Origin of the sequence: Paenibacillus sp. ACRSA, from assembly GCF_022346845.1 — a bacterium.
Taxonomy (GTDB): Bacteria; Bacillota; Bacilli; order Paenibacillales; family Paenibacillaceae; genus Paenibacillus.
The window spans coordinates 83,126-100,424 of sequence record NZ_JAKRNP010000008.1; the positions used below are offsets into that span (position 1 = coordinate 83,126).

Genomic DNA, 17,299 nt, shown 5'->3' on the forward strand with positions numbered 1-17,299 from the left:
TTTTGCCGTGAAATCCTCTACAATGAGATATACCGAAGATTGCTGAATGCTTGGAGGAACATAATTACATGCTGCATAAATTCAAAAAAATTGACTACAACATCGTATTTATATTAGTTATCTTAATGGTTATCAGTATTTTATCTATTTATAGCACCACGTTTGGTCGTCCGAGGTGGGAATCCTATCCCCAGCGGGCTGGGATATTCTATATTATAGGATTCATCGTATTCTTCGGAATGTCCATGATTAACTATAAAGTGATTATCAAAAACTATTTATACATTTACGGTGGCGGTCTACTGCTGCTCGTTATCGTTAACTTTTTTGGTGTGACCTATTACGGAGCACAGGGCTGGTTGTCCATCTTCGGTCTAAGTTTGCAACCGGCAGAGCTATTTAAGCTGTGTTTGATTGTCTTTTTGTCTGCCTTACTGGCACGAAAGAAGAACAGACCTTTGTTATTTGGACGAGATGTCATCCCGATTGCTCTCTGTGTACTGCCGCCATTGTTACTCGTTTTGTTGCAAAACGACTTAGGGAATGCGCTCAGTTACGTCGTGATTCTTGTTGGATTACTGTGGATTGGTAATGTGAAGTTCAGCCACGCCTTGATTGGTTTTATCATCGCTGTTGCTGCTTTTATCGCGGGTACGCAGGCATACGTTCATTATCACGATCAGATCACCAAATTCCTTCAGGATATCGGGCGTGCCCACTGGGCAGATCGTTTCGATCCTTGGCTTGTACCGGATCAGACCTCCCGAGACGTCCTATGGCAGACGTATAACGCTAAGCTGGCGATTGGCTCTGGAGGTATTAGTGGTAAAGGATATATGGAAGGTACGACGATTCAATCCAACCGGGTACCGCTGGCGTATGCCGACTCCATCTTTGTTCAAATCGGGGAAGAGTTCGGTTTCGTAGGCGCCTCGGTGCTACTACTGCTCTACTTTATTCTGATTCATCGGCTGGTGTTGATCGCGCTGGAATGTAAGGATCGAGCCGGGCCGTATCTGATTGTTGGTATCATATCGATGTTACTCTATCAGATTTTTGTTAACATTGGTCCGTTTATTGGTCTGATGCCACTGACGGGGATTACGCTGCCGTTTATCAGTTTCGGGGGTACCTCTCTTGTGCTCAACATGCTGAGTATGGGGGTTGTCATGAGTATCAAGGTACACACGGAGGAGAACGAAGATATCCTGGGCTCGTCAGAACAACTTAGCATTACGGAACTGATCATGAGGTTGTTTAAACGCAAACCTTCACAGCAAGAACAATCCTAATTGTGGTTCATGGGATATAAAACAAAACCTGAAAGCCATAGATTCGAGCAACTTGGATCTAAGGTTTTCAGGTTTTTTTGTGATTTCCATTTTTCATTCCAATTCTATACAATAAAGGGAGGAGAGATGGGCAAGAGCATCTTAGGGGGAAGAGTGAGCACATGCTGAGAATGTTGAAGAAGATGGATGGAATCATATTGTTTGTACTGCTGTTGCTTATGGGAATAAGCATAGCTGCTGTATATAGCGGGACGCAGACCGATTCTACATTGAGCAACCATCATATCAAAACCTTACAATTTTATATTGCCGGATTCTTTGTCGTGATTGGAATGGGGCTTATCAATTATAAGCTCATTGTAAAATATGCTTTCTATTTATATGTGATCGGAAATATTTTGCTTCTCCTCGCCAATTTCGTGGGTGGCTCAGTCAACAATGCCAATGGCTGGCTGAAGCTGGGGGATACTTTCTCATTTCAACCTGCGGAACTGTTTAAAATGATCTTAATTCTATTTCTCGCCCATTTGCTTATGAAGCGAAAAGGAAGAGAACTCGGTTTTTGGAGAGACATCGTGCCGATTGGGTGCTGGACCTTTATTCCCTTTGCACTTGTTATGATACAGAATGACTTGGGGAATGCCTTGGGATATGTTGTTATTTTGGCAGCGGTGCTCTGGATCGGTAATATTAAGCTGAAACATGCCTTGATTGGTATTGCCATTATTGGTTTGGCTTTTTTTGGCTTCGTTAAATCGTATGTCACGTATCACGAAGAAATTTTCACTTTTCTAGAGAAGGTGGATCGAGAGCATTGGGCAGAACGGATCGATCCTTGGCTTGTACCAGAGAAAGCCACTGCCAAAGCAACCTGGCATACCAAAAATGCGGGTCTTGCTATAGGATCAGGTGGCATCATTGGGAAAGGGTACTTGCAAGGCACATCGGTGCAAAGCGGGCGTGTGCCTTATACGTATTCGGATTCTATTTTCGTCGTGATTGCCGAAGAATTTGGTTTTGTAGGCGGTGCAGTGCTGCTATTGCTTTATTTTGTCCTAATCCATCGGATGGTGCTTATTGCACTGGAATGTAAAGACCGAGCCGGACCAGTGATTATTATTGGAATTATAGGGATGTTGCTGTATCAGGTGTTTGAGAACATTGGGGCTTTTCTGGGGTTGATGCCGCTGACAGGAATTACTCTGCCGTTTATTAGCTACGGGGGAACGTCACTGCTGATCAATATGGCCTGCATCGCAATTGCCATGAGCATCAAACTGTATGGCCCTGAGGATGAAGATGTTATCGTGTCAGAGGAGCAGCCGCCGAGTTTGTCAGCAAGAGTATGGAGTTGGGTGAGTGGGCTGGATGTGCTGAACAAAATCAAGAACAAGAACAAGGAAAAGGAACAGGATCAAGTAGGGATGTAATTTGAGCGTGGAACAGACAGGATAGCAGAATAGATTAGACATGAATGAGAGCACGAACATCAACAGGAGCACTGGCATTAACGAAGGACAGACATAAACAGGATCACAGGCATAAACGTAGGCATAGCTATAAGCATGGGTGTGGACATAAGGGTGGAAAGAGAAGGGGGAGTATGATCGTGTAAATGTGCCCCGCGTTCCGAGTAGGTGTCCCACTTCGTTATAACGGCATTAAAATTAGGGTCGGTTATCACCATTAAAGGTGGGGTCGGCTCTTTTTAGTCTGAGTGTGTCTGAGAACTCTTTGAAGGAAAGCAGAGCTTGAAATTTTCGTTTCAAGCAAGGTCGTTTTCCGCAGGTACCGGATCGTCAAGAGAAAGTGACACAGTAGGCGCGAAAAGACGGTGGCAGTGGACGATGCCCCCTAAGTGAGCGTGAGATTTGAAGTCAGACAGTTGATCATGTGTCATCTTTAACGAACTCAGTTGGCCTTATTGGCGGGAAAATGGCACTCAGGAAATGTTAACGAATCGTTGACACGCTAATACTCCATTGGGGCGCGAGTTTTAGACTCATTCAGTGTTATTTTGTAATATGACGTTTCTCAGATTCGTTACCCGTTCCATTCGCCGTGATATGACCAAATAAGGCCTCTCAGATTCGTTTTATTTCTAACGTTTTACTCAAATCACACGACATGATTTATTTGGTTTGAGACACAACCTAGCATATGTTGAATAAAAAAATTGAGAGGTATGGAATTTGATAGGTTTAACTCTACTTCCTCTGGGCATACTGATAGACATGAGAGAGTTATAGTGAGAGTTCATAGCGAAAGCACTTATACAAATCATGATTACGGGAGCCAAGGGGGAGAACGGCATGAGTAGACGAATTGTGAAACAAATTGGACTTATTCTGGTATGTCTTATGATGATTATTATGATGTGGGAAGGTCAGAAAACGGATGCGGCTGTAGCTGCTACAGCAATTCCAGAACAATCGATACGTTTGCGTATTCTAGCTAATTCAGACTCGGCTGGAGATCAGTTGGTGAAACGCGAGATTCGTGATGCGGTGGTTGCCCAGATGGATCAATGGGTGACGGAGCTGGCGAATCCTCAAGACCTGGACGAAGCCCGTGGGGTGATTCGCCAACATTTGTCTGAGATTGAAGAGCGAGTTGGAGAGGAGCTTGCCAGTCGTGGACTGGATTATGACTACCAGGTGGAGCTGGGTGTGGTTCCTTTTCCGACCAAACTATATGGAGGTACTGTATATCCGGCTGGAGAATATGAGGCAGTGCGTATAACACTGGGAGAAGGTAATGGTCAGAACTGGTGGTGTGTATTGTTTCCTCCATTATGCTTCATTGATGCGGGTACAGGAGATGCAGTTACGAAGACGAATGCAGCTACAGCAGCTGCTTCTGCGGGAGATGTGGAGGCGTCCGTACAAGTGGGAACACCGGAAACACGTTTCTTCCTCTGGGATATGGTTTTGAAGTTTTGTGGCTGGGTAACAGGATTGTTTGCTTAATCGGAAAATGAATAGATGGATTGGCGTAAGGGCGACTTCAGTAAATGGAGTTGCCCTTTGTTGGAGTGAGCTCTGCTGTGAATGGCGGGGTTTGGAGTTTCATCTTTGGAACAAAGAGATATGTTATAATTGTAGGTATTCAAAACCAAAATCAAACACGGACGTCGTTTAATCAGGCGTCAAAGGCATGTCTTACAACTTCGTAAAGAGAAGGTATTGCTTAATTTTCGTTTAAGGGAAAGAAGTTTTCGCGGGCGTACCAGGGTGCGTCAAGAGAAAGTGACCCAGCAGGAGCGAGGAGACGGCGAAAGATGCTCTTAAGTTAGATGTAAGACACACCTAATGTTTACTACCTTATTGAAGCTTAGGAATGATGGATATATGAGAAATGAGCAAGAGGACAAACAGAATAAATTGCAGCAGAATGAACACACACCGTTAGATCGCGAGCAGATGGGGCGTAATGGACAGTCTGAAAGCCATGAGGTGCCTTCGGCGGCGAAGGTTCAAGGTGAGTCGCATACAGATGGACTTGACCCGCAGGCATCCCTTCAGGGCATGGAAGGTGAATTGGGTCTGGGTGTACAGGTGCAGGGATCGGTGAATGAGATGGTTACTCGTATGTGGGATGTTCATGTGCTGCTTCATACCGCTGGGACGGACATGCATAATGCCAACGCTGATGGCAATCAAGTGGAGCATGAGCAACAGGAGAGTTTATCTGCTGGACACGGGTCTGTGCAGGCGGCTACATTGAATGATGAGTCTGATGTAAAAAGGGTGAGCGCCTATGAACAGGCGCTCGCTGATTTGCAGGCTGCCGCTGCCTGCATTCGTCAAGGTCAAACGGTAGCCTTTCCGACTGAGACGGTCTATGGTTTAGGGGCAGATGCCCGAAGCACAGCAGCGGTAGAAGCTGTGTTTGTAGCTAAAGGTCGCCCATCGGATAATCCGCTGATCGTGCATATCGCGCACCGAGACCAGTTGGATGCACTGGTCACCGAAGTGAATGCAACGGCGGAAGCGCTGATGACGGCCTTCTGGCCGGGGCCACTGACGCTGGTGTTGCCGGTTAGACCGGGAGCGGTGTCTCCACGGGTCACCGCTGGGCTAGACACGGTGGCCGTGCGCATGCCGGATCACCCTGTGGCCTTGCAGTTGATAGCCGCGGCAGCATGCCCTGTGGCTGCGCCGAGCGCTAACCGCTCCGGGCGACCAAGCCCAACCCTCGCAGCACATGTGCGCGAGGACTTGGCTGGCCGCATCGGCGGTATCGTGGACGGCGGCCCCACCGGGGTGGGCGTCGAGTCCACGGTTGTGCAGGTCGGTGACGACGGTACCGTCACCATCCTGCGCCCTGGCGGCATCACAGCGGAACAACTGTCCGCTGTGGCCGCCCGTGTCGCCACGGACCCGGCGATCCTCGCCGAGGGGTCCGCTGGCGAAGCTAGCCCGGCGCCTCGCTCGCCGGGCATGAAGTACACGCACTATGCGCCCGAAGGTGCGCTGTGCGTGGTGGATGGGCCGCCCGCAGCGGTGGCGGCCTGGGTTAGCGCCGCCCTCGAAGAGGCGGCGCAGCGCGGAGAGCGCACCGCGGTGCTGGCGTTCGCCGAGCACGCGGAGCAGTACCGCGCCGATGCCGTATTCTCGCTGGGCGATGCCAGCGAGCTGGAGGAAGCAGCGCGCCGGCTATACGCCGCGCTGCGGAGCTGCGATGAGCAAGGCGCCACATATATTGTGGCTGAGGCTTGCTCACGCGAAGGCCTAGGTGCAGCCGTCATGAATCGGCTGCTCAAAGCGGCGGGTCACCGACTCATCCAGGTCGGTTAGCCCGCAACATATACATGTCCAGTCGCCCAGTGTTGCCCTTATATCAAGGCGAGTAGAACTCGCTATATAAAGGGTCAAGCTAGGGTGTCTGGACGAACTAAGGTGTCCCACAGTACTTGAAATATCTGTGGTCCAGTTGTTCAATCATATCCTCTGGTCATGTTTAGGTCCTTGTCCGCATATCGTGTACAAGAACCTTTACGTGATGGGGGTATGGGAATGTGGGATATATCTGCCCATGTAGGGCAGTTAGTAACCATTTTGATTATGGCTGTGGCTCTTGGATTCGACGCCTTCTCGCTGGGAATCGGGATGGGGATGAAAGGCATTCGTCTACGGGATGTACTGCGGATCAGTACAATCACCGCCCTGTTCCATATCATCATGCCACTGATCGGTATGTACACAGGTAAGTATGTCAGCTCATTGCTCGGCAACATTACCACGTATGCGGCAGGTGGTTTGCTTGTTCTTTTGGGTGCGCATATGATTCTGAATGCCTTCCGTGAAGGAGAGACGAAGCTGGTGAATCACCGCTCACTGCTGGGTGTGACTTTATTTTCACTCAGTGTCAGCATAGATTCATTTTCCGTAGGGGTCTCCCTAGGAATGTTCAGTAGTGATCTGATCTTGACTGTGCTTGCTTTTGGCGTGTGCGGAGGCTTGATGTCGATGATGGGTCTGTTGCTTGGACGACGGGTGAGTCATAACCTGGGGGACTATGGTGAAGCTGTAGGTGGAGCGATTCTGCTCGCCTTTGGATTATTGTTTATCTTTTGAGTTGTAACCCATGATTGCACTGACTAGACTGAATGGTTATAAGCCGAGTGGTTGTATATCGTTCTGGTGTGAGTATAATCGAAGGAAAGAGACTTTGCAGAAGGTTCGCTTTTGATTACGATGGATGACTTGAGTAACTTCTCAGCTGAATAAGTTGATGCTTACGAAGTTTGTTTCCTTCAGGGAAAATGTAGTTGTCCACGTCATTTAGCCTATGTACCGTTAATCCATTTCTAGCTTAATCCCTTTTTTGAACACGCACTTAAAGCAACTAATATTGTTGCAATCGTAATTCAATTTCTTAAACGATGATGTATACATTTGATAACATATATAAATGGGGAGGCTACCACAATGAAACATATTTTGTTTGTATGTACAGGTAATACGTGCCGCAGCCCCATGGCAGAGGGGCTTTTGCGTAAGCTTGCTTCGGAGCGTGGCATTCAAGTCGAGGTGCGTTCAGCGGGTGTTGCTGCCACACAGGGAATGCCGATTTCACGTCATGCCGAGGCGGTACTGAAGGATCATCGTGTAGAAGGGCCGCCACACTCCACACAACTGAGTGCAGGGCTTGTTGGTTGGGCTGATCTGATTCTTACACTGACTCGCAGTCATAAGCAGCATGTGCTACAAGTTTTCCCGGACTCCGTCCACAAAACCTATACACTTAAAGAATACGTGGAAGATGACGGTCAAGTGATGAATGATCTGCAGGAACTAGATAGCTTGTTCGCGACATTGGAGATGAAGCGTGCACTTGGTCAAGAAATACTAGCATCGGAGCGGGAACGTGTCATTGAGATCCGACAACGAATTCCAAGCTTCGACATCTCCGATCCATTTGGCGGCAATCGAGATGATTACAACGTGACAGCTGCTGAGATTCGAACCGCGCTTGATCGACTTCTGGACAAGTTGGAATAAGGCAGAGTGTGCAGGGGCAATGTAAACAGCGTATTGGTAGTAACGAAACCTTGGACGCTGACATATGTAATCGGCTTGATAATAAAAATGTTGCATAGCTTAGCCATCTAAGGTTAATCCTCAATATGATTGCTATAACAAAGCTCCATGTACTTGAAATTTCATATAAAAACAGAACATGGGATGTAAATTACCCGTTGATTTTAAACGCAGGTTGTTTTATGATGAAGGGGAAAACAGGGATCCGGTGTAACTGGCGACGAAGTGGGCACAACCACAATGGAGCACCGGAACAAACGGCCGGTCGCCTGGGCAAAAGAGCAATTCTGCGATACCCGCAGACTGCTCTTTTTTTCGTCTTTCATCTGTTTATTCGCTATAATAGTACCTGAAATGCCATGTTGGAATACGAAAGGCTGTCATTTGGAAGTCGGGCATGATGATATCGGGAGGCGATAGGATGACTATTGAGTTAGATTCGGAACAACCCGGATTGCAGGAACAGACCGCATCCATTTTGCGTGAGCTGGCCACTGCAGGGAAGCTTGGATCAGGGCATATCGTTGTCATTGGTACGAGCACTAGTGAGGTGGCAGGTAAACGGATTGGTACGAGCGGTGCGATTGAAGTGGCACAGCAGCTTCTTGCGGGGATCCGTGAGGTGCAACAGGAATTCGGTTTTGAATCCGTCTTTCAATGCTGTGAGCATTTGAATCGTGCGCTGGTAATGGAGCGTTCTGTGTTAGTGCGTCTGGGATTGACCGAGGTAGGTGCGGTACCTGTACCTACAGCGGGTGGTTCAATGGCATCTGCAGCTTATCGATCACTTACCGATCCTTGTCTGGCAGAACATGTGCAAGCACACGCAGGGCTGGATATTGGAGAGACGATGATTGGTATGCATTTGCGGCATGTGGCGGTTCCTTTTCGGACATCACTTCGTTACATTGGAGATGCCCGTGTGACGACAGCGTTGACACGTCCGAAGTTGATTGGTGGGGAACGTGCAGTGTATCGTATGGAAGAGCAGCCTGATTCGACATTTTGTGACTAACGTATAAAGTGAAACAATGGGGTTACACTTCTGACTTCGATTGCATCACCATCTTTCGATCGCTGTTATCCCCAGATTTCTTTGAATCCCTTTTACAAAGGGGAAATCCGGTGATAAACGCGAACGCTCTGCTTCTCCAGATTGGTGTTGCACTCTTCGTTTACGTGTAAACATAATTTCACTTTATAACTTCACTTATATTAGGAGGAATTTAATCATGGAACAATTGCGTAAGAATGACCCGGCGGTATTGGAAGCGATGAATCTGGAGTTGAAACGTCAGCAGAACAACATTGAGTTGATTGCATCTGAGAACATTGTAAGCGAAGCGGTTATTGAAGCGCTTGGTTCCGTTCTGACGAACAAATATGCTGAAGGATATCCAGGCAAACGTTACTATGGCGGTTGTGAGCACGTAGATATCGTGGAAGATATCGCACGTGATCGCGCTAAAGAATTGTTTGGAGCAGAGCATGTTAACGTTCAACCACACTCTGGTGCACAAGCGAACATGGCAGTTTATCTTGCGGCACTCAAGCCTGGAGATACGGTACTGGGTATGAACCTTGCACATGGTGGTCACCTTACGCATGGTAGCCCGGTGAATGCATCTGGTTTGCTCTACAACTTTGTAGCATATGGCGTACAAGAAGATACATTCTTGATCGATTATGATGAAGTTCGCAAAGCAGCGTTCAAGCACCGTCCTCGTATGATCGTGGCAGGCGCAAGTGCATATCCACGTACAATTGATTTCGAAAAATTGGCTTCCATTGCTAATGACGTAGGCGCATTGTTCATGGTAGACATGGCACACATCGCTGGATTGGTTGCCGCTGGTTTGCATCCAAACCCGGTTCCACATGCACATTTCGTAACAACGACAACTCACAAAACATTGCGTGGACCACGTGGTGGTATGATCCTGTGTACCAAAGCATGGGCTGCTGCAATTGATAAAGCGGTATTCCCTGGTTCCCAAGGTGGACCATTGATGCACGTTATTGCTTCCAAAGCAGTAGCATTGGGTGAAGCGTTGCAACCATCATTCAAAGAGTACGCGCAAAATGTAGTGAAAAATGCACAGGTTCTGGCTGAGACGTTGATCTCTGAAGGTTTGAACATCGTATCTGGTGGTACAGATAACCACTTGATGCTGATCGATACACGCAGTGTGAACATCACAGGTAAAGAAGCTGAGCATGTCCTTGATTCCATCGGAATCACGGTTAACAAAAATGCAATTCCATTTGACCCAACAAGCCCGTTCATCACTAGTGGGATCCGTATTGGTACACCTGCGGCGACTTCCCGCGGTATGAACGAAGAGGCTATGGTATCGATCGGTAAAATCATTGCGAAAACGCTCAAAAACCCTAAAGATACAGCAACACTTGATCAAGCACGTGCAGAGGTAACAGCGCTGACGGATCAATTCCCGCTCTACACTGACCTTAAATACTAAAAAACTTGCTCATGCTGTTTGTATTTGAGTGTTCTTAGAATGGGATACAAAAAAGCGCAGCAGACAGAATGAAGCCGGAGAAGCGTAGCGTTCGCCTTTATCACGGGATTTTCCCCTTATTATGTAGAGGAGAATCAAAAAAATCTCGGGATAACAGCGATCGAAGGATCATTCTGTTAGCGGAGTGCTAATGTATCAATCATTTTTATCTTCTCAACGACATAACAGCAAGAGTCAAAAGGACCGGAAGACACCATGTTTCCGGTCCTGTTTTTGTAGTATTCGGTATTCTGTAATGATTAGGTGCCCTTTAATGGTGTAATTCGGTGTTGGTGATGATATAATATACAGGATTTATCGAGCCTATGAATGATGATTAGGCATATATGGAAATGCTGTAACATGATGAACTTACCGGAGGGACAAATTAGATGGGAAAATTAGTAATATGTGATCACCCTTTGATCCAACACAAACTGACGTTTATACGCGACATGCGTACGAATACGAAAGATTTTCGTGAATTAGTGGATGAAGTAGCAACGTTGATGGCTTATGAAATCACAAGAGATGTTGAGCTGGAGACGATTGATGTACAGACGCCTGTGGCAGCGACACAAGGTAAAGTTATTTCTGGACGTATGCTCGGACTGGTGCCAATTCTGCGTGCAGGACTTGGAATGCTGGACGGCGTTGTGAAATTGTTGCCGGCGGCAAAAGTAGGACATGTTGGTCTGTTCCGTGACCCGGAAACACTTCAACCTGTTGAATACTACACCAAGCTGCCTACGGATGTAACAGAACGCCAATTGATTGTGATTGATCCGATGCTCGCAACGGGTGGTTCGGCAATCGCGGCAATTGACGTGCTCAAAAAACGTGGATGCACACAGATCAAAATGATGAACCTCGTAGCCGCTCCAGAAGGCGTAAAAGCCGTGCAAGATGCTCACCCAGATATAGATATCTATGTAGCGGCTCTGGACGATCGTCTGGATGATCATGGTTACATCGTTCCAGGACTTGGAGATGCAGGAGACCGTCTATACGGCACTAAATAAGCAAACGACATGCTTGTAGAGGTTCGGAACTTATAGAAAAGGGGCTTTGCTCGAATGTCTAACAAAATTAAAGTGATGACGATCTTCGGGGTGCGTCCAGAAGCAATCAAGATGGCTCCGCTTATTTTGGAGTTGCAGAAACATCCCGAGTCTATCGAATCTATTGTTTGCGTAACTGCGCAACATCGACAGATGTTGGATCAGGTACTTGAAGTATTCGACATCCATCCGGATTATGATCTGGATGTGATGAAGGATCGTCAGACATTGAATGAAATCACGATTCGTGTCCTTGGAGGGCTGGAACCTGTACTACGTGAAGCGAAACCAGACATTGTGCTCGTTCACGGAGATACCCTGACTACATTTGTAGCCAGCTATGCAGCGTTCTTGCAGCAGATCCAGGTAGGGCATGTCGAGGCAGGGCTTCGGACGTGGAACAAGCTGTCTCCATATCCGGAAGAGATGAACCGTCAATTGACAGGCGTACTGGCTGATTTACACTTTGCGCCAACAGATAGGTCCTTTGATAATCTTGCCAAAGAAAATAAACCGGAGTCTAGTACGTACGTCACAGGCAACACGGTGACTGATGTGTTTCAATATACAGTACAGGAGGGCTACAAACATCCGGTACTTGATTGGGCAGAAGGCAAACGCCTTGTATTGCTGACAGCTCATCGCCGTGAATCTCAAGGCGAGCCTCACCGTAACATTTTCCAGGCCGTCAAACGAATTGCCGATGAGTTCGAAGATATCGCCATCGTGTATCCGGTACATCCAAGTCCTGCTGTGAAGGAGCCGGCTCACGCGATTTTGGGGAATCACCCACGTATTCAATTAATAGATCCACTAGACGTAGTGGATTTGCATAATTTTTACCCGCATACACACTTGATTTTGACTGATTCAGGCGGTTTGCAGGAAGAAGCGCCTTCGTTTGGTGTGCCTGTTCTTGTCCTACGTGATACGACAGAGCGCCCAGAAGGGATCGAGGCTGGAACGCTTGAACTTGTAGGTACGGATGAGGAACGTGTGTATGAACGGACAAAAGCGTTGCTTACAGATGAAACGTTGTATGCAAGCATGAGTCAAGCAGCCAATCCATATGGAGATGGACATGCTTCGGAAAGAATTGTCAATGCGATTTTGCACCATTTTGGTGTAAATAGCGAACGTCCGGAACCATTTCACAGAAAGTTCAAAAAATAATTCGATTTTTTAGACAGTTTCCCAAAGGGTACAGCATACAGTTAAACTGTACGGTTTACGCGGGTTTATGGGCTCTTAAGGGCCTGTTTACCTGTCGTTTTACCCTTTAAAACGCTAAAATCATTCAATTGACAAAGGCTCTCATCATTCAGTAAAATTAACTGGGATTGCAAGGGTGGCGTGGAAAATGGCCGATTCGAACAAACCAAATTCATCCCGTAACCATGACGATAATGTATGGAAAGCAATGGGGCTCGTGACTGCTTTTGGGATCGAGATTGCAGTTCTTGCAGTTGCTGGATATTACGTAGGCTCCTGGTTGGACAAGACCATCGGAGGTAACGGAATATGGATCGCCGTAAGCGTTCTCTTTTTTATGGCGGCAGGCGGTGTAAGTATTTACTTTATCGCGAAAAAAATCATGGGGGAAAGTGATGAGTGAACTAACCAGATACCGCAGAGGAATGATTGCTACTGTCATGTATGTCATGATGATTTGTTTCCTCACTGCAGCTTTCGTACCCAGCTTGGAGGCTATTGCTCTAGGACTCGCACTTGGTGCGGCGATCAGCTTGATCAACGCGCTATATCTTGGCCACAAGGTGAAGAAGGTGGCTGATGGTGCAGCAGAAGGTAACTTGAAGCGTGTGAACCTGGGATTCTTGACAAGAGCGGCACTTGCAGTACTAGGTATCTTCATATCTATGAGATATCCGCAGTATTTTAATACATATGCGGTTGCAGGTGGTCTGGTCATTGCGCAATTTTCCTTATTGATTATAGGGATTGTTATGTCCCGCAAAGAAATCTGATTTTCAGGTGCTGTAGCTTTCAAGTCGAGAAAGGGGTGAAAAAAAGTATGCATGAAGCTCCAGTCATTATGCTCGGGAATTTTCATCTTGATTTATCCGTTTTGCTAATGTTGATTGTAACGAGTGCTATCGTTTTCATCTTTGCTATCGTGGCTACACGGAATCTATCAGTTGAAAACCCGGGCAAGCTGCAAAACTTTATGGAGTGGGCTGTTGAATTTGTACTTAACATCATTTCAAGTACAATGGATCTAAAAAAAGGAAAACATTTTATCTCTCTTGCACTCACAATGATTATGTTCATATTCATTGGAAATATGTTAGGGCTTCCGTTCCAAGCAGTAACGGATGTTAAGGATATCAATGCGGCAACCGTATTTGGTAAACCTATTGTCTCAGTGGTAGAAGCCTATGAAAAAGCACAGGTTAGACACCCTGATGCTCACCCTCATATTGAGATTGCATGGTTTAAATCACCAACAGCTGATTTGTCCGTTACCATGGGACTGGCTCTAGTAGCCTTCTTAGTAGCTCACGGTCTAGGATTGTTCCGTAACACACGCGGATATCTCAAACACTATTTCCAACCTTACCCGTTCTTTGTTCCGATCAATATTATTGAGACGGTCTCGAAACTGGTAACACACGGTATGCGTTTGTTCGCAAATATTTTTGCGGGTGAAGTGTTGATTGCAACGATTCTCAAATTGACCACATTTAAGGTTTTTGGTGCGATAGCAGCTATTCCGTTGCTAATGGTGTGGCAAGGCTTTAGTATCTTTATCGGTGCGATCCAATCATTTGTTTTTGTTATTTTGATGATGGTTTACATTTCACAGACAATTGAGACGCACGAAGAACATTAAGTTTAAGTCCTACGGGATTTCTCCCCAGGCTGAACCAATAAAAAAATATGATTTATACTTTTAAGGAGGATATACAAATGGGAGCAATGGCATTAATCGCAGCAGCAATTGTTGCAGGACTAGGCGCTTTGGGCGCAAGTATCGCTAACGGTATGGTAATTAGCAGAACGGTGGATGGTATTGCCCGTCAACCAGAAGCAAAATCTACTCTTCAAACAACAATGTTTATCGGGGTAGGTCTGATCGAGGTATTGCCGATCATCGGTGTGGTACTCGCGTTCATGTTCTACGGAGCAGCTTAAATTATACACTTGGAATGGCGGGGAAGGCTTGAGCCCTCCGCGCCTTCTTTATTAGCTAAATGCTATACATCCTGCAGAGGATGATAGGCTACAGGATACCTCCAGGAAGGAGTGAACAGATTGAAATTCTTATTGGAAAACACGATACTTGCGATGGTAGCATTTGCAATTCTCTATTGGTTGCTGAGTCGTTACGCTTTTGGGCCATTGTTCTCTATTATGGAAAAACGTCGTGAACTCGTGATGTCGCAGATGAACGAGGCTGCCGAGACTCGTCAACAGGCTGTTACTTATGTTGAAGAGCAGAAGAAGGCTCTGGAGCAAGCGCGTAAAGAGGCTCAGGATATTATTGAACAATCCCGTCAAAATGGCGGTAAACAAGCGGAAGCCATTCTCGCTGATGCCAATGCGGAAGCGAATCGTCTCAAAAACGACGCAGTACGTGAGATTGAGAGCGAGAAGAACAAAGCTGTTGCAGCACTTCGTAGTGAACTTGGCACAGCTTCCGTTCGGATTGCTTCCAAATTGATTAAAAAAGAAGTTGAGAACGGTCCTGCACAAGAAGAGCTTGTGAACCAATACCTCAATGAGGTAGGAGGCCGACAATGAGCCGCGACACGATTGTTGCCAAACGTTATGCGAGAGCATTGTTCGAAGTTGCTCTTCAGCAGCAGCAGGTACTTGAAGTTGAAGAAGAGCTGCGTGTAGTTGTTAGTGCTTTAGCTGGAGATGCAGATATTAAGAAGTTTATCGTGTCTCCGAACATCTCGGATGAAGCCAAACAAAACGTTCTTCATTCCAGCCTGGATGGCAAGGTATCCGAACCTGTCCTTCGTACCATTCTGCTGTTGATTGAACGCGGACGTGTTGAATTGCTGGAAGATTTACTGAATGATTATCGGAAGATTCAAGGTGAGTCGCTTGGTATCGCGGATGCGCGCGTTTACTCGACTTATGAATTGAATGATGAAGAAAAAGAAGCGGTAGCCCGTGAATTTGGTGGCCGTGTAAATAAAAAGATTCGTATCGAGAATATTGTTGATCCGACTCTGCTGGGCGGATTGAAAGTCGCCATTGGCGATACGATCTATGACGGCAGCTTGGCTGGCAAGCTCGAACGTCTTGAGCAGTCTTTTAACAGACGAGTACAGTAGATTGGGGTGAGGACACTTGAGTATCAAGCCAGAAGAAATCAGTACATTAATTAAGAGCCAAATCGAACAATACAAGACCGATATCGATGTAGTCGAAGTCGGAACGGTTATCGAGGTTGGTGATGGTATCGCTCGTGTATACGGACTTGAGAATGTTATGTCCAACGAGTTGGTTGAATTCCCAAGCGGTGTTATGGGACTCGCCATGAACGTAGAAGAAAGCAATGTCGGTGTCGTTATCCTAGGACCTTACTATGATATTCGTGAAGGCGACCAAGTGAAACGTACTGGTCAAATCATGCAAGTGCCTGTAGGCGAAGCATTGATTGGACGCGTTGTGAACCCGCTCGGTATTCCAGTGGATGGCAAAGGGCCAATCGCTACAACGGAATTCCGTCCGGTTGAAGGTAAAGCACCTGGCGTAATGGATCGTAAATCGGTTCATGAGCCAATGCAAACAGGGATCAAAGCAATTGATGCGATGGTACCAATTGGTCGTGGACAACGTGAGTTGATCATCGGTGACCGTCAAACAGGTAAAACATCCATTGCAATTGATGCAATCCTGAACCAAAAGGGCAGTGGAATGAAGTGTATCTACGTTGCCATTGGTCAAAAACAATCTACGGTTGCACAGGTTGTAGAAACTCTTCGTCGTAAAGGCGCAATGGAGTACACAATCGTTGTAACTGCAGCAGCATCTGATCCGTCACCACTCTTGTACATCGCACCGTATGCCGGTTGCTCGATGGGTGAGTACTTCATGTACAAAGGCGAGCATGTACTCGTTATCTATGATGACTTGACGAAACAAGCTTCTGCTTATCGTGAGCTTTCCTTGTTGCTTCGTCGTCCACCAGGTCGTGAGGCATATCCAGGTGATGTCTTCTACCTGCATTCCCGTTTGCTAGAGCGTGCTGCGAAGCTGAATGATGAACTGGGTGGTGGTTCTTTAACCGCACTTCCATTTATTGAAACACAAGCTTCGGACGTATCTGCTTACATCCCAACGAACGTAATCTCCATCACGGATGGTCAAATCTTCTTGGAAGCTGACTTGTTCAATGCTGGACAACGTCCGGCGATCAACGTAGGTATTTCCGTATCCCGTGTTGGTGGTTCTGCTCAGATCAAAGCGATGAAAAAGGTTGCAGGTTCCCTGCGTCTCGACCTCGCTCAATATCGTGAGCTTCAAGCGTTCTCCCAGTTCGGTTCCGATCTGGACAAAGCGACTCAGGCTCGTCTGAATCGCGGTGCACGCATGATGGAAATCCTGAAGCAAGGTGTTAACCAGCCGTTGCCTGTAGAACAACAGGTTGTCAGCTTGTACACTGCTGTAAAAGGATTCTTGGATGAAATTCCAACAGGTGATGTTACTCGTTTTGAGCAAGAGTTCCTCGCGTTCATGGAGAGCAGCCACCCGGAAATTCTCGGATCCATCCGTGATACAAAAGAATTGACTTCAGACAACGAAAACGCTCTGAAGGGCGCTATCGAGAAATTCAGAAAGAGCTTTTCTGTCTCTGTCTAAATAAATGATGCAACTGCGGAGTTGTTGATCAATTCCGCATGTCG

At 46.7% G+C, this 17,299-nt stretch carries 17 protein-coding genes and 1 riboswitch; all 17 genes read left to right on the plus strand.

Annotation, left to right across the window (positions count from 1 at the left end):
* Positions 1 to 68: 68 nt before the first annotated feature.
* On the plus strand, positions 69 to 1,292 hold the full coding sequence (locus MH215_RS21145; protein ID WP_239293183.1) for an FtsW/RodA/SpoVE family cell cycle protein: 1,224 nt from the start codon (positions 69 to 71) through the stop codon (positions 1,290 to 1,292).
* Between the two features lie 161 nt (positions 1,293 to 1,453).
* A complete protein-coding gene (locus MH215_RS21150; protein ID WP_239293184.1) occupies positions 1,454 to 2,722 on the plus strand; it encodes an FtsW/RodA/SpoVE family cell cycle protein in 1,269 nt (422 codons plus the stop codon).
* An 882-nt stretch (positions 2,723 to 3,604) separates the two neighbouring features.
* The gene (gene spoIIR, locus MH215_RS21155) at positions 3,605 to 4,261 is read left to right on the plus strand and encodes a stage II sporulation protein R (RefSeq protein WP_239293185.1); all 657 of its coding nucleotides are present in this window, start codon (positions 3,605 to 3,607) and stop codon (positions 4,259 to 4,261) included.
* Positions 4,262 to 4,819: 558 nt separating this feature from the next.
* Positions 4,820 to 6,091, plus strand: coding sequence for an L-threonylcarbamoyladenylate synthase (locus MH215_RS21160; RefSeq protein ID WP_481857469.1), 1,272 nt, complete (start codon positions 4,820 to 4,822; stop codon positions 6,089 to 6,091).
* 219 nt (positions 6,092 to 6,310) lie between these two features.
* Entirely contained in the window at positions 6,311 to 6,871 is a 561-nt protein-coding gene (locus MH215_RS21165; protein ID WP_056693881.1) for a manganese efflux pump MntP, read from the plus strand.
* Between the two features lie 354 nt (positions 6,872 to 7,225).
* Complete coding sequence (locus MH215_RS21170; RefSeq protein ID WP_056693878.1) at positions 7,226 to 7,798, plus strand: low molecular weight protein arginine phosphatase; 573 nt, start codon at positions 7,226 to 7,228, stop codon at positions 7,796 to 7,798.
* A gap of 239 nt (positions 7,799 to 8,037) precedes the next feature.
* A riboswitch (ZMP/ZTP riboswitch) is annotated at positions 8,038 to 8,119 on the plus strand.
* Positions 8,120 to 8,258: 139 nt separating this feature from the next.
* A complete protein-coding gene (locus MH215_RS21175; RefSeq protein ID WP_239293186.1) occupies positions 8,259 to 8,852 on the plus strand; it encodes a TIGR01440 family protein in 594 nt (197 codons plus the stop codon).
* A gap of 214 nt (positions 8,853 to 9,066) precedes the next feature.
* Entirely contained in the window at positions 9,067 to 10,317 is a 1,251-nt protein-coding gene (locus tag MH215_RS21180) for a serine hydroxymethyltransferase (protein WP_310138220.1), read from the plus strand.
* 431 nt (positions 10,318 to 10,748) lie between these two features.
* Positions 10,749 to 11,378 carry a uracil phosphoribosyltransferase gene (upp, locus tag MH215_RS21185; protein ID WP_239293188.1) on the plus strand — a complete coding sequence of 210 codons (630 nt, stop codon included), beginning with the start codon at positions 10,749 to 10,751 and terminating at the stop codon, positions 11,376 to 11,378.
* A 54-nt stretch (positions 11,379 to 11,432) separates the two neighbouring features.
* Positions 11,433 to 12,590 (plus strand): non-hydrolyzing UDP-N-acetylglucosamine 2-epimerase, encoded by a 1,158-nt coding sequence (wecB, locus tag MH215_RS21190; protein ID WP_056693870.1) that lies wholly within the window; start codon positions 11,433 to 11,435, stop codon positions 12,588 to 12,590.
* A 187-nt stretch (positions 12,591 to 12,777) separates the two neighbouring features.
* Positions 12,778 to 13,032 (plus strand): AtpZ/AtpI family protein, encoded by a 255-nt coding sequence (locus MH215_RS21195; protein WP_056693868.1) that lies wholly within the window; start codon positions 12,778 to 12,780, stop codon positions 13,030 to 13,032.
* Positions 13,025 to 13,402, plus strand: a complete 378-nt coding sequence (locus tag MH215_RS21200) for an ATP synthase subunit I (RefSeq protein WP_056693864.1) — start codon at positions 13,025 to 13,027, stop codon at positions 13,400 to 13,402. The genes MH215_RS21195 and MH215_RS21200 overlap by 8 nt, the downstream gene beginning before the upstream one ends.
* Positions 13,403 to 13,449: 47 nt before the next feature.
* Positions 13,450 to 14,268: a F0F1 ATP synthase subunit A gene (gene atpB / locus MH215_RS21205; protein WP_056693861.1), complete on the plus strand. Its 819-nt coding sequence runs from the start codon at positions 13,450 to 13,452 to the stop codon at positions 14,266 to 14,268.
* Between the two features lie 77 nt (positions 14,269 to 14,345).
* Positions 14,346 to 14,570, plus strand: coding sequence for a F0F1 ATP synthase subunit C (atpE, locus tag MH215_RS21210; RefSeq protein ID WP_056693857.1), 225 nt, complete (start codon positions 14,346 to 14,348; stop codon positions 14,568 to 14,570).
* 120 nt (positions 14,571 to 14,690) lie between these two features.
* A complete protein-coding gene (gene atpF / locus MH215_RS21215) occupies positions 14,691 to 15,179 on the plus strand; it encodes a F0F1 ATP synthase subunit B (RefSeq protein ID WP_239293189.1) in 489 nt (162 codons plus the stop codon).
* The gene (locus MH215_RS21220; RefSeq protein WP_239293190.1) at positions 15,176 to 15,724 is read left to right on the plus strand and encodes a F0F1 ATP synthase subunit delta; all 549 of its coding nucleotides are present in this window, start codon (positions 15,176 to 15,178) and stop codon (positions 15,722 to 15,724) included. The genes atpF and MH215_RS21220 overlap by 4 nt, the downstream gene beginning before the upstream one ends.
* A 16-nt stretch (positions 15,725 to 15,740) precedes the next feature.
* On the plus strand, positions 15,741 to 17,255 hold the full coding sequence (gene atpA, locus MH215_RS21225; protein WP_239293191.1) for a F0F1 ATP synthase subunit alpha: 1,515 nt from the start codon (positions 15,741 to 15,743) through the stop codon (positions 17,253 to 17,255).
* The last annotated feature ends 44 nt before the right edge of the window (positions 17,256 to 17,299 follow it).